19 protein-coding genes and 1 tRNA gene are annotated in these 25,628 nt (G+C 64.0%); 15 read left to right on the plus strand and 5 right to left on the minus strand.

The window, feature by feature from the left end; translation table 11 throughout:
- Window position 1: 1 nt before the first annotated feature.
- Window positions 2-2,338 carry a TonB-dependent receptor gene (locus IDM28_RS21760; RefSeq protein WP_188036857.1) on the minus strand — a complete coding sequence of 779 codons (2,337 nt, stop codon included), beginning with the start codon at window positions 2,336-2,338 and terminating at the stop codon, window positions 2-4.
- A 192-nt stretch (window positions 2,339-2,530) separates the two neighbouring features.
- Between IDM28_RS21760 and IDM28_RS21765 the strand changes: the two genes are divergently transcribed.
- Window positions 2,531-3,445, plus strand: coding sequence for a LysR family transcriptional regulator (locus tag IDM28_RS21765; protein ID WP_188036858.1), 915 nt, complete (start codon window positions 2,531-2,533; stop codon window positions 3,443-3,445).
- Window positions 3,446-3,578: 133 nt separating this feature from the next.
- On the opposite strand, the gene IDM28_RS21770 is transcribed toward IDM28_RS21765, so the two are convergent.
- The gene (locus tag IDM28_RS21770) at window positions 3,579-4,484 is read right to left on the minus strand and encodes a TauD/TfdA dioxygenase family protein (protein WP_188036859.1); all 906 of its coding nucleotides are present in this window, start codon (window positions 4,482-4,484) and stop codon (window positions 3,579-3,581) included.
- Window positions 4,485-4,525: 41 nt separating this feature from the next.
- Complete coding sequence (locus IDM28_RS21775) at window positions 4,526-5,578, minus strand: ABC transporter substrate-binding protein (protein WP_181088995.1); 1,053 nt, start codon at window positions 5,576-5,578, stop codon at window positions 4,526-4,528.
- A 364-nt stretch (window positions 5,579-5,942) separates the two neighbouring features.
- On the opposite strand from IDM28_RS21775, the gene IDM28_RS21780 reads away from it, so the two are divergent.
- From IDM28_RS21780 to IDM28_RS21795, 4 genes are all read left to right on the plus strand, one after another.
- Window positions 5,943-7,481, plus strand: coding sequence for an ABC transporter permease (locus tag IDM28_RS21780; protein ID WP_262500183.1), 1,539 nt, complete (start codon window positions 5,943-5,945; stop codon window positions 7,479-7,481).
- On the plus strand, window positions 7,478-8,341 hold the full coding sequence (locus tag IDM28_RS21785) for an ABC transporter ATP-binding protein (protein WP_188036861.1): 864 nt from the start codon (window positions 7,478-7,480) through the stop codon (window positions 8,339-8,341). Before IDM28_RS21780 ends, IDM28_RS21785 begins: the two co-directional genes overlap by 4 nt.
- Window positions 8,342-8,460: 119 nt before the next feature.
- Window positions 8,461-8,537, plus strand: a tRNA-Arg gene (locus IDM28_RS21790).
- 97 nt (window positions 8,538-8,634) lie between these two features.
- Window positions 8,635-8,862, plus strand: coding sequence for a hypothetical protein (locus IDM28_RS21795; RefSeq protein ID WP_150573570.1), 228 nt, complete (start codon window positions 8,635-8,637; stop codon window positions 8,860-8,862).
- Window positions 8,863-8,879: 17 nt separating this feature from the next.
- Here the strand turns inward: IDM28_RS21795 and IDM28_RS21800 are convergent, their stop codons facing one another.
- Together IDM28_RS21800 and IDM28_RS21805 are read right to left on the minus strand one after the other, a co-directional pair.
- Complete coding sequence (locus IDM28_RS21800; RefSeq protein WP_101322602.1) at window positions 8,880-9,458, minus strand: LppP/LprE family lipoprotein; 579 nt, start codon at window positions 9,456-9,458, stop codon at window positions 8,880-8,882.
- 35 nt (window positions 9,459-9,493) lie between these two features.
- On the minus strand, window positions 9,494-10,399 hold the full coding sequence (locus IDM28_RS21805; protein WP_101322603.1) for a hypothetical protein: 906 nt from the start codon (window positions 10,397-10,399) through the stop codon (window positions 9,494-9,496).
- Window positions 10,400-10,609: 210 nt separating this feature from the next.
- Between IDM28_RS21805 and IDM28_RS21810 the strand changes: the two genes are divergently transcribed.
- The 10 genes from IDM28_RS21810 to IDM28_RS21855 all read left to right on the plus strand — a co-directional run bounded on the left by IDM28_RS21810 (window position 10,610) and on the right by IDM28_RS21855 (window position 25,611).
- A complete protein-coding gene (locus IDM28_RS21810) occupies window positions 10,610-12,079 on the plus strand; it encodes an SrfA family protein (RefSeq protein WP_188036862.1) in 1,470 nt (489 codons plus the stop codon).
- A 15-nt stretch (window positions 12,080-12,094) separates the two neighbouring features.
- Entirely contained in the window at window positions 12,095-15,175 is a 3,081-nt protein-coding gene (locus tag IDM28_RS21815) for a virulence factor SrfB (protein WP_101322605.1), read from the plus strand.
- Entirely contained in the window at window positions 15,172-17,886 is a 2,715-nt protein-coding gene (locus tag IDM28_RS21820) for a virulence factor SrfC family protein (RefSeq protein WP_188036863.1), read from the plus strand. The genes IDM28_RS21815 and IDM28_RS21820 overlap by 4 nt, the downstream gene beginning before the upstream one ends.
- A 5-nt stretch (window positions 17,887-17,891) precedes the next feature.
- Window positions 17,892-18,932, plus strand: a complete 1,041-nt coding sequence (locus IDM28_RS21825) for a hypothetical protein (protein WP_188036864.1) — start codon at window positions 17,892-17,894, stop codon at window positions 18,930-18,932.
- Window positions 18,929-20,887, plus strand: coding sequence for a vWA domain-containing protein (locus IDM28_RS21830; RefSeq protein ID WP_188036865.1), 1,959 nt, complete (start codon window positions 18,929-18,931; stop codon window positions 20,885-20,887). Before IDM28_RS21825 ends, IDM28_RS21830 begins: the two co-directional genes overlap by 4 nt.
- Before the next feature lie 6 nt (window positions 20,888-20,893).
- A complete protein-coding gene (locus IDM28_RS21835; RefSeq protein ID WP_188036866.1) occupies window positions 20,894-21,592 on the plus strand; it encodes an ABC transporter ATP-binding protein in 699 nt (232 codons plus the stop codon).
- Entirely contained in the window at window positions 21,576-22,799 is a 1,224-nt protein-coding gene (locus tag IDM28_RS21840; protein WP_188036867.1) for an ABC transporter permease, read from the plus strand. The genes IDM28_RS21835 and IDM28_RS21840 overlap by 17 nt, the downstream gene beginning before the upstream one ends.
- An 88-nt stretch (window positions 22,800-22,887) precedes the next feature.
- The gene (locus IDM28_RS21845; RefSeq protein WP_262500185.1) at window positions 22,888-24,336 is read left to right on the plus strand and encodes a formylglycine-generating enzyme family protein; all 1,449 of its coding nucleotides are present in this window, start codon (window positions 22,888-22,890) and stop codon (window positions 24,334-24,336) included.
- Between the two features lie 20 nt (window positions 24,337-24,356).
- Window positions 24,357-25,097: a hypothetical protein gene (locus IDM28_RS21850; protein ID WP_409035108.1), complete on the plus strand. Its 741-nt coding sequence runs from the start codon at window positions 24,357-24,359 to the stop codon at window positions 25,095-25,097.
- 10 nt (window positions 25,098-25,107) lie between these two features.
- Complete coding sequence (locus tag IDM28_RS21855) at window positions 25,108-25,611, plus strand: hypothetical protein (RefSeq protein ID WP_101322613.1); 504 nt, start codon at window positions 25,108-25,110, stop codon at window positions 25,609-25,611.
- Window positions 25,612-25,628 lie beyond the last annotated feature (17 nt).

Consider the following 25,628-nt stretch of genomic DNA (forward strand, 5'->3'; position numbering starts at 1 on the left):
CTTAGAAGTCGTAACGGGCGGTGGCACCGAAGGTGCGTGGGGTGCCGAGCACGCCGGCATAACCGCCGTTGGCGGAGTTCCACAGGCTGGTGAAGTAGGTTTTGTCGCCGGCGTTTTTCACCCACAGCGACAGGTCGACGACGCCGTCACCTTGGTCCAGGCGCACACCGGTAGAGAGGTTGACCAGCGCGTAGCTGGGGATCTGGCCGAAGTCGGAGTCATCGATGGTGCCCACCGCCCGCGAGCGGAAGGCGTAGCTGGCGGTGACGTAGGGTTCGATGCGATCCGTCAGCTGCCATTTGTATTGGCCGTTGAAGTTGGCGATGTACTTGGAGGCGCCGACCACTTGATGGCCAGACAAGTCGCAGGTGGCGGTGGCATTGGCCAGGCTCACTTCCGGCGGGCACGGCGCGTCCTTGTAGTCGGTGTAGCGCACGTCGTTCCACGAGCCGTTGAAATTCAGGGTCAGGCCCTGGATCGGCAGCGCCGTGGCTTCGAACTCGACCCCGCGCGAACGCACGCTGCCGGCGTTGGCCAGGTACTGCACGCGGTTGACCTGGTCGTAGACGTTGGCCTGGTAGCCGTGCACTTGGGCCCAGAACAGGTTGCTGTTGAGCTGCAGGCGGTTGTCGAACAGGGTGGTCTTGAGCCCGACTTCGGCGTTGTTGACCCGCTCGGTACCGACCAGCAACGAGTCGGTGCCCAGCCTTGGCGCGGCGCCGACGGTAAGGTTGACCCCGCCGGATTTCTCGCCGTGGGTGAGGCTGGCGTAGCCGAGCACGGCATCGCTGAAGCGGTAGCTCAGGCTGAGCAGGCCGGTCGGGCTGAAGCTGTACTGGTTGAGGTCGCCCGAGTCGTAGGCGCCGACCCGGCCATTGCGCGCCGCAGCGGCCGCACCGGTAACCGCCGCGCCACCGCTGGGCGCAGCGCGGTCGACCCAGGCGCTTTTCTCTTCATAGGTGCCGCGTACGCCGGCGGTGAAGTCGAGGCGGTCGGTCAGGTGCCAGGTGCCCTGGGCGAACAGCGCGTAACTGTCGGTATCGATGTGGCCGTTGCCGATCGTGGTGACGTTGGCCAGCGCGCCCGCCGGGGTGGCGTTCCAGATGTCCGCCTGCGGGCCGTAATAGTTGAACGATTTATTGTCCAGGTCCTGCTTGAAGTAGTAGGCACCGAGCACGTAATCGAAGAAGCCGCCGGTCGGCGAGGCCAGGCGAATTTCCTGCGAGTACTGCTTGTCGCGCACCGACACGCCGGCGTTGTAGCTGGCCGCCACGTTGAGGCCGTCGTCGTTGCGCGGGGTGAAGTCCCACCAGCGGTAGGCGCTGATCGAGGTCAGGGTGAAGTCGTTGGGCAGGGTCCAGTTGGCCTCGACCGAGGTGCCGCCCTGGAACACCGTTACCTGCTGATCGGAGTCGAAGTTGACCTTGCGGTCCTTGCCCGACACCAGCGTCGCACCGGCCTGATTGGCCAGGCTTTCATAGCGGTTGACCCCATTGATGGTCGGGCCGGTGCTGTACAGGCTGAGGATGCCGTTGTTGGAGTCCTCTTCGTTGTACTCGCCGATCCAGCGCAGGTTGAACGCCTCGTTGGGCTTGAACAGCAACTGGGTACGAAAGCCCTGACGCTTGCCACCATTGAGGTCATCGCCGTTGTAGACGTTCTTCACATAGCCGTCGTCTTCGGTGCGGTAAGCGCTGATGCGCCCGGCCAGGGTGTCGCTGAGCGGGCCGGAGTAGCTGGCCTGGGTCTGCCAGTAGCCATCTTCGGCCAGCGAGGTCTGCACGCTGCCCTCTGTATGGAAGGTAGGTTTGCGCGTGGTGATGTTGAGCACGCCAGCGGTGGTGTTCTTGCCGAACAAGGTACCTTGCGGGCCGCGCAGCACTTCCAGTTGCTCGACGTCGAGCAGGTCGAATACGGCCATGCCCGGGCGGCCGAGGTAGACGTTGTCCAGATAGATGCCGACGCTGCCTTCGAGGCCATCGCTGGCCGGGTTGTTGCCCAGGCCACGGATGGAAATGCTCGACTGACGTGCATGTACGTAGGAGACGTTGGTGCTCGGCACCAGCTGTTGCAGATCCTGCACACGGTAGATGCGCTGGGTTTCGAGGGTTTCGCTGCTGAGCACACTGATCGGGGTCGGCACGCTTTGCGCGGTTTCTTCGCGGCGGCGGGCGTTGACCGTGACCGTACCGAGTTGGGCACCCGCCTCCACCGCGGGCGTGGCGCTGACGGGTTGGTCAGCAAAACTGCTGTTGGCCGCCGCAAGCAACACCCCGGCGGCAAGCGGCTGCAGGGCAAACAGTGTGGCCCGGGCGGGCCAGCGGGAAAGTCGAGACATACGGGTGCTCCTAGAGGCGTGGGCCTTGGCGAGCATTTCCGTTGGCGGAACCGAATCGCGGTCTGGCAGGCTTATATTCTTATTGGATCTATAAATATGTTTAATTCATATTTTGTGGAATAAGTAACACCCTTTATAAGGTTCACAACCCTTCCTGCCAATTGCATTTCACCGAAAGTTTCCATGTAGAAAATGCATATAGATCTGCGCCAACTGCGCCACTTCATCGCCCTGGTCGAGCACCGCAGCTTCGTTGCTGCGGCCGTTGCCGTAAGCCTGTCGCAATCGGCCTTCAGCCGGAGCATTCAGACCCTCGAGCACAACGTCGGCTGTCGCCTGATCGACCGCGCCAGCAAGGAGCTGGCACCGACCCGGCAGGGTTTGCTGGTACTGGAGCACGCGCGTCGGCTGGTGCATGGCGCGCATAACCTGGCCAACGAGATCAACCAGTTCAACGGCGCGACGACCGGCCTGGTGCGCTTCGGCTCGGGGCCGGCGCCGGCCGGCGGGTTGGTACCGCGGGCGGTGGCGCGGTTCGTTGCCGAATACCCGGCGGCGCGCACCTGTTTTCAGGTGGATAACTGGCAGGCGCTGAACCGCCGGTTGATGGCCGAAGAGATCGAGTTCTTTGTCGCCGACACGCGTCAGTTCGAAGCCGACCCGGACTACCGCGTGCACAAGCTGACGCCGCAGCGCTGGCACTTCTGCTGCCGCGCCGGGCATCCGCTCACGGCTAAAGCCGAGGTGCGCGCACGGGACCTGTTCGACTATCCGCTGGCGACCACCTTCCGCCCGCCGAACATCCGCAAGATCCTCAGCGACCTCAGTGGCCGGCAAGATTTTTTGCCCAGCGTCGAGTGTGAGCATGGTTACGCGCTGCTCAATGTGGTCGCGCACTCGGACACCATCGGCATCGCCTGCAGCGCCAATCTGCGGCCGTATCAGGGGGAAGGTGGGCTGGTGGCGCTGGAGCTGGTTGACCTCAGCCAGGAGCAGGAAGATGAGTGCTATACACGGTATGGCGTGGTTAGCCGAGTGGGGTATGGTTTGTCGCCGTTGGCGCAGGGGTTGGTCAGGCAGTTGCTTGCCTGTGATAGCGAGACTTGAGTGTTTCAGGTCGATCTTGGGGCCGTTTCACGGCCTTCGCGGGTGAACCCGCTCCCACAGATTTCGGCGGCGCTGCAGAATCCTGTGGGAGCGGGTTCACCCGCGAAGGGCCGCAAAGCGGCCCCCGGCCATATCAGCCCTTGCGAGTAGTCCGGCTCAACTGGCCATCAACCCCCACCGGCACTTCGCCGGCCAAGGTCACCCGGCGCACGATGCGCGGCTGGGTGCCGTAGTCGTCCAGCGCGTAGTGCTGGGTGGCGCGGTTGTCCCAGATCGCCACATCGCCGACCTGCCAACGCCAGCGCACAGTGTTTTCCAGGCGAGTGACATGCCCTTGCAACACAGCGAACAGGTGCGCCGAATCGGCCTGTGAATAACCTTTGATGCGTTTGACGAACTGGCCCAGTTGCAGCACGCGCTCGCCACTGATGGGGTGCACACGCACCACCGGGTGTTCGGTCTCGTAAACGGTCGAGGTGAACACCTTGCGGTGGCGCTCGAGCTTCTCCGGGCTGACATCCGGTTTGGCCGTGGCGTAGTCGTATTCGTTGCTGTGCACGGTCCAGAGCTTGTCGGCCAGCTCCCTTAGCGGCTCAGGCAGCTCGCGGTAGGCGGCTGCGGTATTGGCCCAGACAGTATCGCCGCCCGAGGCCGGAGCGACCACGCTGCGCAGGATCGAGGCTTTCGGGTAGGCATCGACGAAGGTCACGTCGGTGTGCCAGGCATTGGCCCGCTGGCCTTCGGCGCCGTCGAGCTGGAACAGGTAATGGCTGCCGTCGAGTACCGGCACGGTCGGGTGTGCGACTGGTTCGCCGAGGCGCTTGGCAAAGGCTTCCTGGGCAGCATCGTCGAGGTGATGCTGGGCGCGGAAGAAGATCACCTTGTGTTCCACCAGGGCAGCCTGGATGGCATCGATGCTGGCGGCGTCCAGCTCGGCCGACAGCGCGATGCCGCGAATCTCGGCGCCGATGCGGCCGCCAATCGGCAGGATTTCCAGTGCAGCGGTGTGTGGCGCGGTAGCCAGTGCGGCGTTGCTCATAGCGGTGGTCCTCACGGTCATATGACGGGCGTTGTGATGATTCAGCGTGCGGCCTGGGTGGCCTGGGTCTGTTGCAGGGCAGCGTCGAGGAAGCGTGGCTCGATCCATTCGGAGACCTGGAAGCCACGGCGGATCAGGCGCTCTTTGGCAGCCAGATCGACGCCTTGCTGGAGCAAGCCGACAAACTCGGCATCCAGCCGTGGATCGAAGTACTCGGCGAGGTTTTCGTCAGCCAGGTCGCCTTCCAGAATCACCCGCGGATAATTGGCAGTGGTGGCCACCAGCTCGATGTAGGCCTGGCGGTTGTGCTCGTCGCGCAGCCATTGGCTGGCCTGCTCCTGGGCCTTGACCAAACGAGCAGTCAGCTCGGGGTGCTGGCGGATGAATTCGCCGGTGCCCAGCAGCACCGCCTGGGTGCTGCCGGCGCCTTTGAGGTCGCGTGAGCTGACCGGCAGCTCGACCAGCCCGCGCTCACGCAGCGAGAGCAGGTTGGACAGGCCCCAGGTGGCGTCGATCTGCTTGGCGGCGATGGCGGCATTGGCGGCGTTGAAATCCAGGTTGATGACTTTCAGGTCGCGTTCGGACAAGCCCTGGCTGGCCAACGCGCTGGCGAACGACAGCTGGTTTGCCGTGCCGCGGAACACCGCCACGCGCTTGCCCTTGAGGTCGGCCAGGGTCTTGATGCCCGAGCCCGGCACCACGCCGAGGTAACTCTTGACCCCCCGCACGCCAGCCGACAGCACCCGCGTATCGAGGCCGTTGGCCTTGCCGATGATCGCTGCCAGGTCGCCGAGGTAGGCGAAGTCGGCCTGGCCGTTGGCCAGCGCTTCGTTGATCACCGGGCCGGCGCCCTTGAAGAAGTGCCAGTCGATTTTGATGCCGTCTTTGGCGAATTCCTTTTCCAGCAGTTGCTGGCTGCGCAGCACGTCGACCACGCCACCGGCGCTGGGCTTGCTGCCGGCGCTGAGGTCGGGCACGGCGATACGGATGCTGTCGACTTCGGCAGCCTGAGTCGTCAGGGCGAAGCCGCTCAGCAGGCCGGCCAGCACGGTCGGGGCGAAGCGGGTGAGTAGGTGACGTAGCGGGGTTTTCATGGCACGGCTCCTTGGCAGGCTGCCACCGGCAAGGGCCGGCGCTTTGGGCAGAAGCTAGGCAAGGATGGTTAGAAGTAACAAAGACTGAATGTGCATGCTTTAGTAACTAAAAGGCATAAATCAAGGTTGGCGGGGTGTGTCGCCGGGGTTGCGGAACGTGCATGTGAAATATGAGTAGAACGCATTGGCTGGGGGGTTCTCGATGCGTGGCCTGCATGCTCTTATGTCTTGAAATTATCTATGCGTAATTTTTTATTCTTTTATTGAATATGTTAATTGCGGTTTGTTGGAGGGCGCGATGGGCGACATTTTGCGACAGGGACGGGGATTGCTGGGGCAGCTGCGCAGCCCTGTTGCGTCCGGCATGGCGCCCCGTCATGACCGTTCCGGCCAAGGGTGGCTGGCCTGGATAGTGCCAGTGGGTTTGGCGTTGTTGTGGGTGGTGGCCAGCCGTTGGCATTGGATGAGCGAGCAGATTCTGCCGGGGCCGGCGCTGGTTTGGCAGAGTGCGCTGGAGTTTGGCAGTGCCGAGCTTTGGGGGCACCTGTGGATAAGTTTGCAGCGGCTGCTTTACGGGTTGCTCGCGGGCATTGCTGGCGGATTGCTGTTGGGGACCTGGCTTGGGGCTTCGCGCAGGGCGCAGACGTTGGTGATGCCGACGTTCATCGCACTGGCACAGATCCCGACGCTGGCCTGGATCCCGCTGTTCATGCTGTTTTTCGGCATCGGCGAGCTGCTCAAGCTGGTGGTGCTGATCAAGGCGGTAGTGGTGCCAGTGACCTTGCACACGCTGGTGGGCGTGCGCGATGCACAACCCAAACTGCGGGAAGCCGCAGCGACCTTGCGCCTGCCGGCACATTTGCTGTTCCGTCGGCTGCTGTTGCCGGCTGCCCTGCCGTCGTTTCTGGCGGGAGTTCGGCTGGCGCTGGCGACAGGCTGGACCTCGCTGCTGGCCGTCGAACTGCTGGCCTCCAGCGAGGGCATCGGCTACCTGATGGTATGGGGTCGGCAGCTGTTCATGCTCGACCTGGTATTCCTCTGCATCGTACTGATCGGCGCGGTCGGGTTCTTGATGGACCGCAGTTTCAGCAGCCTGGAGCGGCGCCTGCTGTTCTGGCCGCAAGCGGCTACCGGCGAGCAAGGCCGGGCGCAGTTACCACGGGCCTGGCAAGGATTGTTGTTGCCGCTGGGCCTGCTGGCGCTGTGGCAGGCGGCCAGCAGCTTTGGCTGGGTCGACGACAATATTCTTACTTCGCCACTGGGCGTGCTGGCCAGCCTGCAGGCAGGCATCGCCGATGGCTCGCTGCTGGAGGCGCTGCGCTTGAGTCTGCAGCGGGCACTGCGCGGACTGCTGCTGGGCGGCGGTGCAGGCTTTGCGCTGGGGGTGCTGCTGGGCTTGTCGAAACCCGCCGAACGAACCCTCGGCCCTACTCTGTCAGCCCTGCGCCAGGTGGCGATCTTTGCCTGGGTGCCATTGCTCACCGCGTGGTTCGGCCTGGGCGAAGCGGCCAAGCTGGTGTTTGTCGGCCTGGCGGCGTTCTTCCCGCTGTTCATTGCAACCCAGCGCGGCATCGCCAGCCTGTCGCCGCAGCTGGGAGAGGCTGCCCAAGTGATGGGCCTGAACCTGCCCAAGCGCTTGCGCTTGCTGATTTTGCCCGGCGCTGCCCCCGCAATATTTGCCGGCCTGCGCCTGTCGCTGATCTATGCCTGGCTGGGCACCATCGGCGCGGAATACTTCATGCCGTCCGATGGCGGTATCGCCAGCCTGATGCTCGGCGCGCAGCAGCTGTTCCGCATGGACCAGGTGATGGCGGCGATGGTCCTGATCGGCCTGATCGGCGCCCTGCTCGGCAACCTTGGACAACGCCTCGAATCGCGCGCCACGCGCTGGAGAACTGCATGAACGCCTTCAACACCTCGACCCTGCACGCCGCCAATCAAGCCGACACCACACCAGCGCTGGTGAGCTTCGAGCAAGTCGGCAAAACCTTTACCGTCGATGGCCAGGCCTTCGAGGCCATCAACAACTTCAACCTGGCCATCAACGAAGGCGAGTTCATTGCCATCGTCGGCGCCTCCGGGTGCGGTAAGTCGACCTTGCTGCGGCTGTTGGTGGGCCTGGATACCGACTACAGCGGCAGCATTCACGTCGATGGCAAGCCGGTGCAGGGCATCGGCGGCGAACGCGGCATTGTCTTTCAGGAGCACCGGCTGTTCCCGTGGCTGACAGTCGAGCAGAACATCGGCCTGGGGCTGGTCAACGAGAAACTGAGCCAGGGCGAACGCGCCCGCCGCGTGCATGAGTTCGTGCAGTTGGTGGGTCTGGTTGGCTTCGAGACGGCGTATCCGCACCAGCTGTCTGGCGGCATGGCCCAGCGTGTGGCAATCGCCCGAGGGCTGGTCGCCAGCCCGCGCATCCTGCTGTTGGACGAGCCGTTTGGCGCACTCGACGCCTTGACCCGACAGCAGTTGCAGGATGAACTGCTGGCGATCCGCGAGCGCTCCGGCATCACCACCTTGCTGGTCACCCACGATGCCGAAGAGGCCAACTATCTGGCGGATCGGGTGGTGGTGCTGGAGCCGCGCCCGGGGCGGATCAAGGCGGTGGTCGAGATAGACCTGCCGCACCCGCGCCAGCGCACCGGGGTGGCGCTGCATGGTTTGCGCGAGCGGGTACTGCATCAGATCACCGGCGACGGCGGTTACTTCAAGCCCGCGTCGCAGCGAGTGGAGGGCTTGCGCCCGGAGTTGATTGCCTTGTGAGGTAAGCACCGCTCCGACATTCGTGCCCGTGGTGCCGCTGGGCATGTTTCACAACGAAAACGGCTACAGATCAAGGCGATGGACGCGCTAGGCCAAGATGGGTATCATTGCGCCGCGTTGCACTCGTAGCTCAGCTGGATAGAGTACTGCCCTCCGAAGGCAGGGGTCGTGGGTTCGAATCCCGCCGAGTGCGCCACATCAAGAAAAAGCCCTGGGACTTGTCCCGGGGCTTTTTCGTTTGTGCGGACCTCACCTGCCAAGCAGCGACAAGCCCATTGCAGGGGCGAACCTGGTTGATGTGGCCTGAGGGCTGCCCGTACCGGCAGTCGCTGCAACGCTGGCTGACGCCGCACGGGCTAGAGGTAAACATCACCAGCATTGCCAGCTCCGGCATCAGCGGCTTCAGCTTCGCCGACCTGGCGCCAGTGCAGAACTACTTCATCTGCAACAAGCACACTGGCAGCCACCCTGCCAAAGACAGCTTTGCGGCGCTGCTTGGCGCTGAATATCACTTAGCTTGAGCGAAGCGCACCAAGCGTCAACCCGCTGACTTAACCGTATCCGGCAGCTCGGCAAAGGCTGCACCATTCCACTGATACTTGACCACACTCTCCTGGCTCGGGCAGCAGCGTGGATCTTCGTCGCTGTGAGTCAACACGGTCACGCCGATCAGGTTCGGGCCGAGCAGCTGTAGGTCGGTGGCGCCGCCGAGGATGGTCTTGCCTTTGGCGCTCCAGCTGTTGCCATCACGGTACAGCGCCGCAAGGGTCTGGAACGAGCCATTGCCACCGCCCTGGCCTTCGATGGTGTAAAGCACCACGGCATCTTCGACGCCATCACCATCGAGATCCACTTCCAGTACCTGACGGCCTTCGTCGTATTCACTGCCGCCGTCGGTTGCGATTTCGTCCGCAACCATCTGGTCGATGGCGGCCTTTAGCGCCGCTTCATCGGCTTCTGCCGTTTGTACGCTCGGCTGCGCTGGCGCAGCGGCTGCAGTGCTCTGCCCTGATGCCTGCGCATCGGGCTTGAGCGCAGCCTGCTTGGACTCGTTCCCCGCATCGCAACCTACCAAGGCCAGGATGCCAATCGTTGCTACAGCCAATTTCAGCTTCATGCCGTTTTCCTTGTGTGACGAGCCACCTCGGCCAATCAATCCTGTTCTGCTTCGATCACTTGCCCATTACGGCGGTCGCCGTGCACTGCCATGTAGCGCACCAGTTGACCAATCCGCAGGTCGAGCGCCTGCAACAGCCGGTTGCGGGTGTCGTTGACTTCACGCTGATTGAAGAACCCTGGCGCCTGGGTGTAGAGGTCGAACGCCTGGTTGATCTGCGCCGGGGTGAGGACGGTGAAGTTTTCCCCGGCATTGTGGTTGTACAGCGCGACCAGGGTGCCGTTCTGGTTGCCGGCGTTATGCACGAACAGCAGGCTGACGTGCTGGCCGGGGCGGATGCGCACCTGGGTATTGTTGAGCTGGAAGCACGACTCTTTGCCGTTTTCCAGGCGCACCCAGAACTCATGCTCCTGCACGTTGTGGGTGCTCACCTGCATGCTCGACGAACTGCTGCCAGTCGAGCCGGTGCCCTGCCACATCGTGCCGCCAGTGGTGCGGTGCGAGTGGTAGGCGTCGAGGTGGGTCTGGTTGCGCTTCTGGCTGTCGAGCACTTCGCCATTGAAGACAAAGAACCCCAACTGGCGCTCGAAGTGGTTGAACGGCTCTTCGATGAAGTTGACGTCGTCGGGCGCCAGGGTGATGTCGTACATGGTGCGGATCATTTCGGCGCGAGCGGCCTTGTCGCGCTTGGCCTGCTCTTGCAACTGGGCGCGGCGCAGCTTGGCGTCGTCGATGGCCTTGAGCGCCTGGGCCTTGAGAATCGGGGTTTTCTCCTGGGCGTAGACGGTGGCCTTGTCGCTGGCCTGCTTGAGGATCGGCGCAGCTTTTTGCCCGGCCTCGACAGCCAGGTCACGGGCTTTGTCCAGCGCCTGGGCGGCTTTGGCAGCCAGCTCGGGGTTGGCGTCGTAGGCCTTTTTCTTCAGGTCATCCCAGAGACTCATCGTGGTCACGCTCCATTGTGCAAGGGCAGATCAGCCGGTACCGCTGAACGGGTGCGGGCAGTTTAACCGCAAGCCGGGGCAATGACGTCAAAAAGCCATCTAACTTAAATTGACGGCTAAATGACTTTGCAAGTAGTGTTGCGCGGTTATTCAGTATCAAGGTGTGATTACTGAAACGGATCGATACAAGACTAGGTAGGGTCTACAAGGATGCGCGGAGTATTGCTACGCAGTGGTAAGAGTGAAGACTTTACCGCGTTGGGAGAGACTGGCCAGCCGGTCTATCGTGCCGCTTTGCAGCTGCGCGAGGCGATCCGCCGCAAGTACCCGGAGCATCCGCACCTGGTCGAGCACCTGGCCATCCCGCAGCCGGATGCGCTGGGCAGTACCCTTGACTGGTACAGCGAGCGCCCGGGCGATGTGATCCCGTGGAGCAGCGCTACCGAAGAAGAGCGAGCGCCTGCCCGAGCCCAGCTCGAAGTACTGCAGCTGCGCATCAACGATCTGAGCAACAGTATGCTCGGCCTGGATGCCAACGGTGCGCCGTTGCCCGGCGCCCGCAATGCCGTGCAGGGCGACAATACGGTGTTCGGCAAGCTGCTGACCTGTGTGGTGCCGTTTCCCGACGAAAACTTCGTGTATCTGGTGGATGGCCGCCCGGTCCTGACCTTCTGGGGCTTTATCCATGCCGGCGCCGAGCGCAGCCGCCAGCCCTTGCATTGCCTGTATCCGCGTGCTGCCAAAGCCGCCGAGCCAGTGATCGCACCGCCACCCGTGCCACCGATTGCTCCTGCGCCAGTACCGCCGGTTGCGCCGCCAGTGCCGGTTGCCGCCGCGCCGTGGTGGCGCCGGCTGGGTTGGTGGTGGCTGCTGCCATTTTTGCTGCTGTTGCTGCTGCTGTTCGGCCTGCGCAGCTGCTGGCCAGGGCTGAATGTGCCCGGTATGCAGCTGCCTGACCAGAAGCCGCAAGGTCCAGTGATCGACACTGGAACTCACAGCGGCAGCGGCACTGGCAACCTGGGTACTGGCACCGGTCAAGTGCCGGGCACCGGTGCTGGCCTGCCAGACGCTGGCGGCACTGGCCCAGGGGCCGGCAACCCAGATGCAACGCCACCTGCACCCGAGCCAACACCTGAACCGCCAGTGCCGGGCGATACCACCGCGCCCGAGCCCGCCCCGGAGCCTGCGCCTGAGCCAGAACCCGCTCCGGCGCCAGCGCCAGCGCCGGAACCTGCGCCTGCACCCGAGCCAGGCCCGAGCACGACGCCACCCGAACTGCCAACAGAACCCCCTGCGCCCGCTCCCCAGGCGAACCTGCTGAGCATTCCGCCTGACGCCGCCGAAGGCACCGCCAGCTTCCTCAATGGCGACTGGGCCGGTGCCGGCATCCAGGAAGTCGGCACCAGCAAGCCGCTGCGCCTGAAGTACGACTTCAAGGACGGCAAAGGCAATGCCACCGTCAGCCGCTCCGATGGCGTGCGCTGCCAGGCACCGGTTTCGGCGGCCATGAATCAAGGTCAGCTGTCGATCACCAGTGCCGGCCAAGCCGCCTGTGCTGACGGCAGCAGCTACGACCTGCCCCAGGTCAATTGCAAGCCAGGCGCATCCGGCCCGGCTGACTGCGCCGGCAACTATGGCGCCGACGCCTTCCCGATGCTGATGAAACAAGCCGGCCAATAATACGAGACGCAGAAGATGTTGCCCGAAATCACCCAGTTCGAAGAAACGGTCACGCTGGTCAGCGATACCGGCATTCAATTCATGGATTTCGCCCTGCGTCTCGGCCCGGACGGCGAGCAAGCGGGCAAGTTCGTCCAGCTCAACAACGGCATGGTGCCTACGCGCCTGCTGTGGTCGCGCGAGTACAAGGACTTCTACGAGCCGGAGCCGGACAAGGTCGTCCAGGTCGAATTCGACAGCAGCGACGACAACCACTTCCGCGTCGCCATGGAAGAAAGCCTGAAGCTGTTCGATGGCGTCTGGCTGCCGTTGCCGTTCCTGCGCTTCATGGCGCCGCATCGGTTTGACGAAGGCCCCAACAACTGGTCGCGGATGCGCCTGGTCAAGCTGGCCGAGCCGGACCTGGACGGCAATACTCATCGCCTGACGCTGGCCTTCGATACGCGCATCATGGCCGCAGTGGCCGGTGCTCATTACCTGGCGCCGAACGAAGAAGACGTGCGCTCCGGGGTCGATTTCAAGCTGGCCTGCAGCGCCCGTGAATACGGCTGGTTCCTGACCCACGGCTGGATCCGCGAGTGGCTTGCCGAACTGTATGGCGAAGCCCGCGCCGAGTGGACCCGCGAGCGCCTCGAACGTGATCTGCAGGGCAACCGTCACCTGGCCCACTACCTCAACCTGCTGAGCCTGTTGCGTCGGCCGGTGCCGGCTGAGCAGAGCGTCGAGAAGCCCAAGGTCGAAATCCCGGAAATCAAGGTTGTCGCCAACGAGATTCAGGGTGTGGTGCAACCAATCCCGGTCGACCTGGTACTCGATGTGGGCAACTCGCGCACCTGCGGCATCCTCATCGAGGACCACGGCCAGGCAGGCTCCGGTATGCGTCACAACTACGTGCTCGAACTGCGCGACCTGAGCGAGCCTGAGAAGGTCTACAACGAAGCCTTCGAAAGCCGCGTCGAGTTCACCCAGGCCTACTTCGGCAAGGATAATTTCTCGGTCAAGAGCGGCCGCCACAATGCCTTCCAGTGGCCGACCATCGCCCGCGTCGGTGGCGAAGCCGGACGCCTGGCCAGCCGTCGCCGCGGTACCGAAGGCTCGACCGGGCTGTCCAGCCCCAAGCGTTACCTGTGGGATGAAAAGGCCTACGGCCATGGCTGGCGCTTCAATACCTCCTACGTCAAGAGCGACAAGGAGCCGCTGGCCACCGCCGCACCGTTCGCGCACCTGATCAACGACCTCGGCCAGGCCCTGTACCTGCCGCCGAAGAACGACATGCCGGTGTTCACCCCGCGCTATTCGCGCAGCAACCTGATGACCTTCATGCTGGCCGAAGTAGTCACCCAGGCGCTGGCCCAGATCAACAGCCCGGCGCAGCGTTCGCGCCAGGGCCACGCGCGCGTGCCGCGCCGCCTCAACAGCATCACCCTGACCGTGCCGCCAGGCATGCCTCAAGCCGAGCGCAGCATCCTCAGCAACCGCATGTACGAAGCCGTCGGCCTGGTCTGGAAGAGCTTTGGCTGGCATGCCGGCGAGAGCAACCCGTTCAAGGACAAGAGCATCGTCCCGCGCACGCCGCTGCCAAGCATCCGCGTCGATTGGGATGAAGCCAGCTGCGGCCAGCTGGTGTACCTGTACAACGAGGTCAACGAGAACTTCGCCGGTCATCCGGAAGAATTCTTCGCCGCCCTCGCCCGCCCGGACAAGCAGGAAGCCGAGCAGATCACCCTGGCCACCATCGATATCGGCGGCGGCACCACTGACCTGGTGATCACCGACTACCGCCTCGACCGTGGCAACAACGGCGGCGCCGGGGCCAACGCGCACATCGTGCCGAACCAGCGTTTCCGCGATGGTTTCAAGGTGGCTGGCGACGACATCCTCCTCGACGTGATCCAGGAGTTCATCCTGCCGTCGTTCCGCAAGGCCCTGCAGGGCGCTGGCGTGAGTGCGCCGGACGCGATGATGTCGCGCCTGTGCGGCAACGGTGACGCCTCGGCGCAAGAGCGCATCCTGCGTCAGCAGCTCAACCTGCAGATCTTCGTGCCGCTGGGTCTGGCCCTGCTCAAGGCGTACGAGAACTACGACCCGGCGCAGCCGCAGGACGTCGTCGAGCAGACCTGGCAAGAGGTGCTGGGCACTGCCGTGATCAACGACAGCGTGCTCGAGTTCGTCAATGCCGCAGTGCGCCGCGAAGTCGGCCGCGAAGGCACGCTGGAGCTGCTGCAGACGCCGATCACGTTTGACCTTGAGCAGGTCCATGCGGCCTTCATCGGCGGCCAGATCAACATCACCCGGATCCTCGCTGAGCTGTGCGAAGTGATCTCGCACTACCCTTGCGACATGCTCCTGCTGACCGGCCGACCGTCGCGCCTGCCGGGCATTCAGGCGTTCATCCGCCAGCGCCTGCCGCTGCCGCCAGGGCGCATCCTGCCGCTGCAGAACTACCGCACCGGCGGCTGGTACCCGTTCCACCGCAACGGCCTGATCGATGACCCGAAGAGCACCGCTTCGGTCGGCGCGATGATCTGCCTGCTGTGCTCCAAGCACAGCGTGCCGAACTTCTATTTCCGCACCGTCGAGCTCAAGCCGTACTCGATCATCAAGCACTTCGGCCAGATCGACACCGCCGGCACCATCAAGCATGCCGACGTGCTCTACCACAACCTGCAGTCGGCCAAAGGCCGGATCGAACTGCCGATTGTTGGCGAAGGCGAGCAGCGCGGCACGCCGTGGCTGGAAATGCGCGGCGACATGCACCTGGGCTATCGGCAGTTGTCGGCCGAGCGCTGGTCGGCATCGCCGCTGTACACCTTGCGCTTCACCCCGCGCGGCAGCAGCGCGTTCTCCAAGGCACTCGGCAAGGGCGGCGAAGCGCCGGTACTGCGCGTGCGCCTGGAGGTCGAGGAGCCGTCGGACCAACTGCTGGAGCAGGGTTTGATCAGCGACAAGCTGATCATCTGCGACCTGCAATCGAATATTCAGGATGCCGATTTCGATTACGACCGGGATCTGGAGCTTGCCCTCAATACCATGCCAACCATGAGCTTGAGTGACAGCGACTATTGGCTCGACAGCGGGAACGTCAAAGGAAAATGAGCGACCTTACGCCGAAGCAACAACAGTTGATGAACGCCTGGGGCGCTGTCCATGAAGGCGCCGGCCAGGCCCTGTCGTGGATCGACCAGGTGCGTGGCAACGCCGCCAGCGTGGAAGCCGAGGCCGATGGCCTGAGCCTGCGTCTGCGCCAGGCGCGCAACCGCGCCAAGGACCTGCGCAAGGCCGCGTCGACGCCAATGGTGATCGGCTTCTTCGGCCTGTCCCAGGCGGGCAAGTCGTACCTGATCTCGGCCCTGGCGGCAGATCAGCGCGGCCGGCTTGAAACCGACTTTGGTGGCAAGACCCTGGACTTCATCGAGCACATCAACCCGACCGGGTTGGGCAAGGAAGCCACCGGCCTGGTTACCCGCTTCAGCCGCCTGGCCAAGCCCAGCCCGGATGCCAACTACCCGGTCGAGCTGAAGCTGTTCAGCGAAGTTGAAGTGGCGAAGATTCTCGCCAACGCCTGGTTCGAGGATTTCGATCAGGAGAAGCTCGACTACAGCTTCACCGACGATAGCCTGCAAGCGCTGCTCAAAGGCTTCGAAGGCCGCGAGCAGGAGCAACTGCATCCCGGCGTCAACGGTGACGACGTGGTCGCCTTGTGGGACTACCTCAAGGGCAACTACGAAAAATCGGTACGCAAGCTCGATGACCACTACTGGCCACGAGCAATCAAGCTCGCGCCGCACCTGAGCTATCGCCAGCGCGCCAAGCTGTTCTCGGTGCTGTGGGGCGAGCAGCCAGCGCTCACCGAAGTGTATGAACTGCTGGTCGGCGGCCTGCACAAGCTGGGCTTCCCCGACACCGTCTATGCGCCTTTGAGCGTGTTGGTGAAGGACGACAACGGCAGCTACACGCCGACCAACAGCATCATGAACGTGGATATTCTTGGCCGTCTCGGCACCAGCCGCGATTTGCCGGTAAGCGTGCTGCCACTGCACGGCGACAAGGTCCAGGGCAGTGTCGGCCTGACCGTCGCCCAGCTCGCCGCGCTGACTGCCGAGATGACCTTCCGCCTGATCAACAGCCCCAAGGACCCGGTGGTCGAAGCGGTCGATCTGCTCGACTTCCCTGGCTACCGGACCCGGCAAAAGCTGCTGCGCCTGGAAGACGCTGCCAGCCCGGACGCAGTCGAAGAGGTCAACCCGGCCTCCAGCCTGATCCTGCGCGGCAAGGTCGCCTACCTGTTCGAGCGCTACACCGACGCCCAGCAGATGAATGGCCTGGTGCTGTGCACCAGTTCGTTCAAGCAGAGTGAAGTGGTCAGCGTCGGCCCGGTGCTGACCCGCTGGATCCACAAGACCCAGGGCGCCACGCCAAAAGAACGCGGCCAGCGCACTCCGGGCCTGATCTGGGCGCTGACCATGCTCGACGGTTTCATCGGCAACACCCTCGGCCTCAGCGAAGGGCAGCTGCCTGAAGGCTGCGAGAACATGATGAAGCTGACCATGATCGAGCGCTTCGGCGCTCAGGAATGGATGAAAGAGTGGGCCGACAGGCCGTTCAACAACACCTACCTGGTGCGCAAGCCGCGCCTGGACACCGCGTTCATCGAGCGCGACGGCGGCAGCGGCGAAGAAACCCACTTCAACGAGCGCCACGAGTTGCGCCTGCAGCAGCTGCAGCAGTGCTTTGCGCAAAGCCCCTCGGTGCAGCGCCATATCAAAGACCCGGCCGATGCCTGGCAAGCCATGCTCGCCCTCAACGACGGTGGCATCAGCCGCTTCAGCGCCAGCTTCCAAGGCATCAGTGACATCGACTTCAAGCTCACGCGCATCGACGAACAGCTGCGCCAGTGCCGCGCCGATCTGCTCGAACACGGCCTGCATGCATGGCGCGAAGAGGACTTCGAGCAGCTGCTGAACAAGAAGCGCGAGAAGACCCAATATCTGGTCGACAACCTCGGTGCCGATCCGGACGCGATCAGCGAGCTGATCAACGCCCTGCAATTGCCCGATGAAGAACTGCGCGAGCTGTACCTGGGCGGCGTGTATGACATCGACGGTATCGATGGCGAGGCAGAGCCCGAGCCGGAAAGTGCCGCCAAGGCGCCGGCCAACAAAGCCCCCGCGATCAACTTCGGTAACCTGTTCGCCAGCCCGGCAGCCGCGCCATCTGCGCCCGCAGCCCCAGCCAAACCGCTGGCCCAGCGCTTGAACTCGGAACAACGCTTTGCCCGCGCCGCACTTAAAGCGTGGATCCGCCACATGCGCGAGCTGGGCACGCAGACCTTGCGCCTGAACAGCATGCGCATCAGCCGCGATCTGGCCGACGCCTTGACCGAAGAGCTGATCAGCGCCGTGCGCCGACCGGCCTTCCTCGCACAGCTCGACCAGGCCGTGACCCGGCGCATCCTCGGTGGCGCCCGGCGCGACCAATTGGTGCAGCGCCAGGTGATGAACGTGCAGCTGTTGATGCGCGACTTCCTGTCCTGGTTCGGCCTGCTTGCGCAGCCACTCAGCCAGCGCCCGAATTGTCTGATCGGCGAGCGCCAGCCAGTGTTCGGCTTCTACCAGAACGTGGCCCTAGGCGAACTGCCGGAGCTGCCGGCGCAGCCGTCACACCAGGAGCAGCGCTTCCTCGTCGACTGGCTGTCGGGCCTGGCCTGGCTGACCCAGGAAAATGCCAAGAACGGCGCCGACCCCGAAATCACCACCGAGCAACGTCGCCAGTTGGCGGTGTTGCTGAACACCTTTGAAGCGAGCTGACTGTAATGGGTATCAGAGTTGATGTGCTGCCACTGACCGTGAACACGCCGGGCCATGCCGTGCTGCGGATCACCGGCTGGGAGGGCGCGAGTGACGGCCTGGAGCTGTCCCTGCAGAGCAGCCAGACCCACGAGTTCCTCCACCCTGGCGCACGCTGGGGCAACGTCGCCCATGGTTTCAAGCTCGATGCCTTGCAGCCGGTGGACGGCGCGCCGGGCCTGGAAACGCGCATTGGCCCTGAGCTGATCGACCCCTTGCTGGAAGCCAGCGGCACCGCCAACTTCCGCGTGGAGCTGAGCGATCCGCAGCAAGGCCAGAGCGATATGGGCATGCTGCGCATCAACAATGAGGTGCTGCCATCGACTTCAGGTGCACCACAGCAGACGCCGCCCCCGCTGCCGGTTCCACCCGCACCTGAGCCGGTCGCGCCAGCGCCAGTCAGCGTGCCTGAAGAACCTGTAACCACAGCCGTTGAACCGGAGCCGACCCCAGAGCCGGTAATCAATATCAGCAAGCCGATCTCCCCTGCTCCGGCCAAGACCGGCAACCGCTGGCTGCTGCCGCTGTTGCTGGTGGTTTTGTTGCTGCTCGCCGCAGGCGGCGCCTGGTGGTGGTTCAACAAACAACCAACCGCACCGGTCGAAGCACCGAAGCCCGAGCCCAAAACCGAACAGCCAGCGCCCCCTGCGCCCACTGCCGCCCTGCCCTGCACCCTGGAAAGCATGCAGAGCGAAGGCGAGATCCCGTTCGTCCAGGCCTGCATCCAGAACGCCCCAGGCTCGGCCGCGCTGCTGGAAGTGATCAACCAGGCCAAGGCCAGCAACCACTGCGGCGTTGCCCAGCGGCTTTACGCCAACCGCGCCCAGGGCGGCGACATCGAAATCGCCAGTGCCTATGCCCGCGAGTACGACCCAAAGTACCACCAGCCCAGCGAATGCTTCAAGGCGCCAGACAACGCCACCGCAGCCTACTGGTACGAGACCATTCTCGGTTTCGATGAGAACAACGCCGAAGCCAAGCAACGCTTCGAGGAGCTCAAACCATGAGCCTGCGCAGCCTTGGCGCCGCCCTGCTGGCCTTGAGCCTGAGCCCGGTGCTGCACGCGGCCGACAAGCCGCTGCTGCAAGAGGGCAAGAAAACCCTGTTCCAGCGTGTGCTGACCACCCCCGGCTGCAAGCTCAGCGATGCCGCCGGCGCGGCGCCGGGCAGCGCCCAGCCGACCTTCAGCCGCTTTTATGTGTACGAGCGCGCGGCGGTGGACAACCGCCAGTGGCTGCGCGTCGGCCCGGATACCCAGGGCAAGAGCATCGGCTGGCTGCCGGGTGACTGCACTGTCGAATGGAAAATGCAGCTGACCCTGGCCTTCACCAACCCGGCCAACCGCGACCGGCTGATGTTCTTCAAAGACCGCAGCCAGCTCGAAGGCATCCTCGATGCGCCCGACCCGGTCAGCAAGGTCGCGCCATTGCGCGCCCAGCTCAAGAACGGCAAGGAAGCGCCTGGGGTATTGGCCCAGGAGCCGGAGTACTTCGTCGACCTGCAGAAAAACTTCTACCTGCTGCCGGTCCTGAGCGGCGAAGAAGTGATGACTGAAGAAGGCTTCCGCACGCGCATCCTCAACGTCGCCTCGGTGAGCAAGGCCGACGCGGCCAGCAGCGCGGCACCTGCGGCCGGCAGTGCTGCCAGCCAGGCTGCCGCCAACACCCAGATGAAAGCGTTCAGCGCGGCGGTAGTATTCGTCATCGACTCGACCATTTCGATGGACCCGTACATCGACCGCACCCGCGAAGCGATCAAGCGTGTCTACGCCCAGATCGAGAAGGAGAACCTCGGCCAGCAGGTCAAGTTCGGCCTGATCGCCTACCGTTCCAGCACCCAGGCAGTGCCGGGCCTGGAGTACGTCAGCAAGATGTACGCCGACCCCAACACGGTCAAGGACGGTGCCGACTTCCTCAGCAAGGTGGCGGATCTGAAGCAGGCCAAGGTCTCCAGCAAGGTCTTCGATGAAGACGCCTATGCCGGGGTCATGCATGCGGTCGACAAGGTCGACTGGAGCCAGTTTGGCGCGCGCTACGTGGTGCTGATCACCGATGCCGGCGCGCTGGATGGCGGCGACAAACTGTCCAGCACCGGCCTTGGCGCCGAGCAGGTCAAGATCGAAGCCAGCAACCCTGGCGTTGCTCTGTACACCTTGCACCTGAAGACCCCAAGCGGGGCCAAGAACCACGGCAGCGCCGAAGCGCAGTACCGCGCCTTGTCGACCTACCCCGGCACCAACACCTCGCTGTACTACCCGGTCAATGCCGGTGATGTCGACGAGTTCGGCCGCAAGGTCGACAGCCTCGCTGGCGCCATCACCCAGCAGGTCCGTTCGGCGTACATGGGCGAAGACGCCGTTGGCAGCGCCACCAATGCCAAGGCCAGCCCCGCCGAGCAGAAAATGCTCGAAGACGCCGCGCTGATTGGCCACGCGATGCAGCTGGCGTACCTGGGCAAGGCCAGCGGCACACAGGCGCCGCCGGTGTTCGAGGCGTGGATCAGCGACCGTGACCCGATCAGGCAGAACGTGCCCACCACCGATGTGCGGGTGCTGCTGACCAAGGCGCAGCTGAGCGACCTCAGCGACGTGCTCAAGCAGATCCTCGACGCCGCCAACGAAGGCATGATCTCGCCCAGCGAGATGTTCACCCGCCTGCGCGCCGTGGCCGCAACCATGGGCGCCGACCCTAACCAGCTCAAGCAAGACGCCCGCGTGGCCGACCTCGGTGTGCTCGGCGAGTACCTCGATGGCCTGCCGTACCAGAGCGAAGTGCTCAACCTCGATGAAGAAACCTGGAAAGGCTGGGACGGCCTGGCCCAGGAGAAATTCATCCGCAACCTGAGCACCAAGCTGCGCCACTACCAGCGTTACAACGCCGATGTTGACCGCTGGGTGGCGCTGGCCCCGGGCGCCGACAGCCGCGACAACGTCTACCCGGTTCCTCTGGAAATGATGCCCTGACCACTTATGCTCGAGATCAAGGGATTGCGTGTGGTCCGCGGCCAGGGACCACAGTCACACGCCGTGCGCCTGGATGCGCTGCAGTTGCGCGCGGGCGAGGTGTGGGCGGTAACCGGCGAGAGCGGCTGCGGCAAGAGCACGCTGCTCGAAGCCATCGGCCTGCTGCTCAAGCCTGAGCGACTGGACTGCTACCGGCTCGGCAGCGAGCAGCACGACGTTGCTCGGCTGCTGGCCAGCGAGCAGCACGCGGCCTTGGCTGCACTGCGCTCGCGCGAGCTGGGTTTCGTCCTGCAGAGCGGCGGCTTGCTGCCGTTTCTCAGCGTGCGCGACAACATCCTCTTGCCGCGCCGTCTGCTCGGTCTGGACGCACACAGCCATGCGGTCGACAAAGCCGTCGCAGCGCTGAGCCTGACGCCATTGCTGGACAAACTGCCGCAGGCACTGTCGATCGGTGAGCGCCAGCGGGTCGCCTGCGTGCGCGCCATCGCCCACGAACCGCGGGTGCTGCTGGCCGACGAACCAACCGCCGCGCTTGACCCACACAACGCGCAGCGGCTGTTCGAGTTGCTGCTGGAGCTGGTTGCCGAACTGGGCCTGAGCGCCTTGCTGGTGTCGCACGACTGGGCGCTGGTCGAGCGCTTTGGCCTGCCGCGTCTGGGCGCGATCAATGGCCAGGGGGAGACCCATTTTGAACCCTTGGTATAAGCGCCTGGCGCTGCTGGTCAGGCTGTCGCTGGCCGACCTCTGGCATGACCGCAACGTGTCGCTGTGCATGGCCGCGTCGCTGGTGGCGGTGATCGCGCCGTTGCTGTTGCTGTTCGGCCTCAAGCATGGGGTAGTCAGCCAATTGCAGCAGGAGCTGCTCAGCGACCCGCGCAACCTCGAAGTGAAGATGCTCAGCAGCGGCCATTACGACCAGGCCTGGCTGCAACGCCTGCAACAACGGCCTGAGGTTGGCTTTGCGATTGGCCAGACCCGCTCGCTGAATACCCAGGCCGACCTGCTTGGCGAGCGTGGGCGCTTTGTCGACAACGTCGAAGTGATCCCGACCGCGGCCAACGACCCGCTGCTGGCCAGCGAATTCAGCGCACTGCAAGCCGATCAACTGATCCTCAGCGAGCGCGCGGCACAGCGCCTCGAAGCCAAGGTCGGCGACAGCGTGCGCCTGCGCGTCAGTCGCCGCCTCAACGAAGTCAATGAACGTGGCGAGCGCACTCTGCGCGTGCAGGCGATTGTCGCCGCTGTGCGCTTTGCCCGCCCGGCGGCGTTCGTCAGCCCTGAGCTGCTGCTGGATCTTGAGCATTACCGCGACGGCTATCTGGTGCCTGCGTTGGGCGCCGGCAGCGGCCAGTCGCTGGAGGTGGTCGGCATCGGCTATGCCCGTGCGCGGGTCTATGCACGCGATATCGACAGCGTCGCGCCGCTGGAGCAGTGGCTCAATCAACAGCGCATCGAGACCAGCAGCCGGCTGGCTGAAATCGACAGCGTCAAAGCCATCAACCATGTGCTGGGGCTGATCTTCGGAGTCATCGCCGGCGCTGCCCTGATCGGCTGCATTGCCTCGTTGGTGGGGGCGTTTCTAGCCAACATAGACCGCAAACGCCGCGACCTGGCGGTGCTGCGCCTGCTCGGCTTCACCAGCAGCGCGGTGGCTGTCTACGTGGTGCTGCAAGCGCTGCTGCTGAGCCTGACCGGGTTTGTCGGCGGGCTGGCCTGTTATTACCTGGGCAGTCTGCTGTTCGACCAGTTGCTCGGCAGCAGCCAGGCGACCGGCGCCTTTATTTGCCATATCACTGTCTGGCATGGCCTGGTGGCCCTGCTGCTGGCCTTGCTGGTCGCTGGCCTGGTTGCCTTGATCGGCGCCGTGCGGGCGATACGGATCCAACCTGCGGAGAGTCTGCGTGAACTGTAAAACCTTTGCTCGCCTGGCCCTGGCGCCCCTCGCGCTTGGCTTCGCCCTGGACGCCGCGGCGAGCTGGGACGAGAAATTCTACAATCCCATGGCCGATGCCGACGATGTCGTGCTACCGATGCCGTGTGACGGCGCAATGGTGTTTCGCAAGGTGCTGATCCCGGTGGTCGGGCCGCTCGACGACTACCCGATCAACATCGGCGCCGACAGTGCCGAGTACGGTTATGTCGAGCAGACCCGACCAGCCTTCATCGCCGGCAGCTTCACCAGCGCCAAAGGCGACAAGTCGCGCTATTACCTGCTGGCCAAGTACGAAATGACCCAGCTGCAATACCGCGCCCTGACCGACGAAACCTGCCCGACACCGTCCAACAAACAGCGCCTGCCGGTGGTTTCGATCAGCTGGCTGGACGCGTTGCAGGCCGCCGACAAGTACAACCGCTGGTTGCGCGCCAATGCTGCCGACAAGCTGCCCCGCGAAGACGGCGCGCAGGGCTTCGTGCGCCTGCCGACCGAAGTCGAGTGGGAGTTTGCCGCACGCGGCGGATTGCAGGTCAGCACCGCCGAATTCCGCGACATTCGCTACCCGATGGCTGACGGCCTGAACGCCCACGAATGGTTTGCCGGTGCGCAATCGGCCAACGGCCAGTTGCAGTTGAGCGGCCTGCTCAAGCCCAATCCGCTGGGCCTGCACGACATGCTCGGCAACGCCAGCGAGATGATGTTCGAACCGTTCCGCCTGAACAAACTCGACCGCCAGCACGGCCAGGCCGGCGGCTACGTAGTGCGTGGCGGCAACTACCTGACCAGCGAAGCCGAGCTGCGCACTGCCCTGCGTCAGGAAGAGCCCTACTACAACGCCGAAGGCGCGGTGACCAAGAAAACCAACGGCATGCGCCTGGCGCTGGTGTCGCCGACCCTGACCTCACGCGAACGGGTCAAGGCCATCGAGAAGAGCTGGAGCAGCCTGGGTAACGACCAGCCGGCCGCCGACAGCAAGGACAAAGGCACGGTCAAGGCCCTCGAAGCGCTGGCCTCGAGCGTGCAGGACGAGGCCCTCAAGGGTCAGTTGAAAACCGTCGAAAACCAGCTGCGCGCGAGCAACCAGCAGCAACAGGAAGCCCGCGACCAGGCCATCCGCGCCAGCCTCAACCTGGGTGCGTTCCTTTGCACCAAGATGCTCGACGACGGCCAGTACCTGGACTTCCTGCAGAAAAACTACGCCGCCAACTGCAAGGCCGGCGAAGAAGACCCAACCTGCGGCATGCGCAAGAGCAAGCTCGACGAGCAAAGCGCGCGCCTGCACAAGCTCAGCCGTTACTACGCAAGCTCGCTGGTCGAATCCGGCTCGCTGTATGGCAAGAGCCTGCTCGAAGCGCAGGTGCCGGTGCTCGAAGGGGTGCTTACCGCCAACAACAATCTCAAGGAACTGACGCCGTACCTGCGCGCCCATTGGGCCAACCAGGTGTCGTTCCTCAAGTCGCAGAAAATTGATACCAACGCCTGGCTGAACAGCTGCAAAGCCGTCGCCCACTGACACCACAAGGAAGCGTAATCGTGATGCACAGCAAAACCGCTCGTAGCAGCTCCTGGATGAGCCTGATGATGGCCGCCTGCCTGGTCCTGACCGGCTGCGCCAGCACCGGCAGCTCGATGCTTGGCGACAGCGGCGGCGGCAAGGCCGACCCGCGCCTGACCTCGGGCGCCGACGCCAAGTTCTTCAGCACTTCGGGATACCAGGCCTGCGCCATGGCCGCCGGTGCCGGCGTGCTCGCCTGCGTACTGTCCAACTCGGGCAACAAGGCTGCCTGCGCGGTGATCGCCGGGGTTGCCGCCTGCGGCGTGGCCATGGGCGCCAACTACTACCTCGACCAGCGCCGCACCCAGTACGCCGACACTACCCAGCGGCTAAACGCGATGACCGGCGAAGTGCAGAAAGAAAACGCCAAGGTGGTCGAGCGCAGCAACACCCTGCAGCGGGTGATTGCCGACGACAAACAGCAGATTGCCGACATCCAGAAGAGCATCAAGGCCAAGACTGTCGACAAGGCCAAGGCGCAGCAGGAGATCGCCAATGTCGATACCAACATCGGCCTGATGCGCAAAGACCTGGGCAACATGAAAAGCCGCGTCACCGAGTTCGAGAAGGTCGCCAAACTCGAGCGTGACGGTGGTGCCAGCCCGGCCGAAGTGCAAAAGGTCGAGGCCGAGATCGCCAAGATGAACAACAAAGTCGTCGCCCTGCAGCAGGAAGTCGACGGCCTCTACAACCAGCGCTCCGCGATCACCCTCGGTTAAGGAACAGCCCATGTCACTTCGTCATTGCCTGGGCCTTGCCCTGCTCGCCAGCCTCGGCGGTTGCGCCACCACTGCCTCGCAGTGCAACGCTACCGACAATAGCGCCAGCCTGGTCAGCAAGCTCAATTGCGACTACGGCGGCGGCTATGCCGAAGGCGTGCGCAACAGCGAGCAGCAGTTGGTCACCGCGCAGGAGCAGAACCGCCAGTTCAATCAGGTGTTCAGCGAGCTCAGCGCCCTGCAGAGCTCCACCCGCCAGGACCTGGCCGGCCAGCAACGCCAGCAGGCCAACCTGGAGAAATCCCTGAACGGGCTGCTGGCCACGCTCAAGAGCCGCCATGGCAACAAGCAGGAGGTGCAGCAGCAGATCGCCAGCCTCGAGCAACAGCTGAAGAACCGCCAGGCAGCGCCAATGCAGAACGCCAGCAGCGCGCAGGTCGAAGCGCGCAAGCAGGAGCTCAAGGCCCTGCAGCAACAGGTCAGCCGTTTGCAGCTGAGCCTGGGTTACGAGTAAGCCCTTCGGCAGCTACG

This window comes from Pseudomonas sp. EZ-C24, from assembly GCF_014525325.1.
Lineage (GTDB): Bacteria > Pseudomonadota > Gammaproteobacteria > Pseudomonadales > Pseudomonadaceae > Aquipseudomonas > Aquipseudomonas shirazensis.

Bases quoted from the DNA above. Each gene is read 5' to 3' on its own strand.
- IDM28_RS21760 (WP_188036857.1), bottom strand. From the start codon at position 2,338: ATGTCTCGACTTTCCCGCTGGCCCGCCCGGGCCACACTGTTTGCCCTG.
- IDM28_RS21765 (WP_188036858.1), top strand. From the start codon at position 2,531: ATGCATATAGATCTGCGCCAACTGCGCCACTTCATCGCCCTGGTCGAG.
- IDM28_RS21770 (WP_188036859.1), bottom strand. From the start codon at position 4,484: ATGAGCAACGCCGCACTGGCTACCGCGCCACACACCGCTGCACTGGAA.
- IDM28_RS21775 (WP_181088995.1), bottom strand. From the start codon at position 5,578: ATGAAAACCCCGCTACGTCACCTACTCACCCGCTTCGCCCCGACCGTG.
- IDM28_RS21780 (WP_262500183.1), top strand. From the start codon at position 5,943: ATGGCGCCCCGTCATGACCGTTCCGGCCAAGGGTGGCTGGCCTGGATA.
- IDM28_RS21785 (WP_188036861.1), top strand. From the start codon at position 7,478: ATGAACGCCTTCAACACCTCGACCCTGCACGCCGCCAATCAAGCCGAC.
- IDM28_RS21800 (WP_101322602.1), bottom strand. From the start codon at position 9,458: ATGAAGCTGAAATTGGCTGTAGCAACGATTGGCATCCTGGCCTTGGTA.
- IDM28_RS21805 (WP_101322603.1), bottom strand. From the start codon at position 10,399: ATGAGTCTCTGGGATGACCTGAAGAAAAAGGCCTACGACGCCAACCCC.
- IDM28_RS21810 (WP_188036862.1), top strand. From the start codon at position 10,610: ATGCGCGGAGTATTGCTACGCAGTGGTAAGAGTGAAGACTTTACCGCG.
- IDM28_RS21815 (WP_101322605.1), top strand. From the start codon at position 12,095: ATGTTGCCCGAAATCACCCAGTTCGAAGAAACGGTCACGCTGGTCAGC.
- IDM28_RS21820 (WP_188036863.1), top strand. From the start codon at position 15,172: ATGAGCGACCTTACGCCGAAGCAACAACAGTTGATGAACGCCTGGGGC.
- IDM28_RS21825 (WP_188036864.1), top strand. From the start codon at position 17,892: ATGGGTATCAGAGTTGATGTGCTGCCACTGACCGTGAACACGCCGGGC.
- IDM28_RS21830 (WP_188036865.1), top strand. From the start codon at position 18,929: ATGAGCCTGCGCAGCCTTGGCGCCGCCCTGCTGGCCTTGAGCCTGAGC.
- IDM28_RS21835 (WP_188036866.1), top strand. From the start codon at position 20,894: ATGCTCGAGATCAAGGGATTGCGTGTGGTCCGCGGCCAGGGACCACAG.
- IDM28_RS21845 (WP_262500185.1), top strand. From the start codon at position 22,888: ATGGCCGATGCCGACGATGTCGTGCTACCGATGCCGTGTGACGGCGCA.
- IDM28_RS21855 (WP_101322613.1), top strand. From the start codon at position 25,108: ATGTCACTTCGTCATTGCCTGGGCCTTGCCCTGCTCGCCAGCCTCGGC.